This window comes from Pedococcus sp. 2YAF34 (assembly GCF_052114585.1).
GTDB lineage: Bacteria > Actinomycetota > Actinomycetes > Actinomycetales > Dermatophilaceae > Pedococcus.
Map to the genome: position 1 here is coordinate 1 of NZ_JBFRFA010000093.1, position 521 is coordinate 521.

1 protein-coding gene is annotated in these 521 nt (G+C 67.8%); it reads right to left on the reverse strand.

Features of this window, described 5'->3' with window-relative positions:
* Window positions 1-179: 179 nt before the first annotated feature.
* A partial coding sequence (locus tag AB4Z02_RS19020) for a cupin domain-containing protein (RefSeq protein WP_441972923.1) occupies window positions 180-521 on the reverse strand: 342 nt, incomplete at its 5' end.

A 521-nucleotide genomic window follows, 5' to 3' on the forward strand; every position in this document is an offset into this window, starting at 1 on the left:
CGAGCGGTGGGCGCATTCGTCCAGTGTGTCGTCCGCGTTCTGCCAGGAGGGAGCTTGCGGCCGATCTGTGGAAAGCGCTCCGCCCGAAAGGTGCCACAAGTGATGAACGGGCCGCGAATAGGGCACTCTTTGCACCTTTCGGGCGTTTTGGCAGCCCAGCGCCTCAGCAGCCCAGCGCCTCAGCCCAGGTACACCTTGCGCAGCGTCTCGGTCACCGTCCAGATCGTGCGCGATCCCGCGTGCAGCTGCACCACATCCCCGGGTCCGAGCAGCAGCCACGCGCCCGTGTCGACGAATTCGACCGTCGCGCGCCCTGACACCACAACGAACAGCTCGTCGGCCTCGACGTCGCTCATCGCCCCGGGCGTCATCTCCCAGACGCCGACCTCGAGTCCGTCGAACGTGCCCAGGGTGCGCGAACCGGTCGCCGGCGAGCCGGTCACGACCTGGTCGGCGGGAACCGGCTCGTGGTCGAGGTCGAGTTCGATCGCGCCGATGCGGCCGACCCTTTCGAGTACATC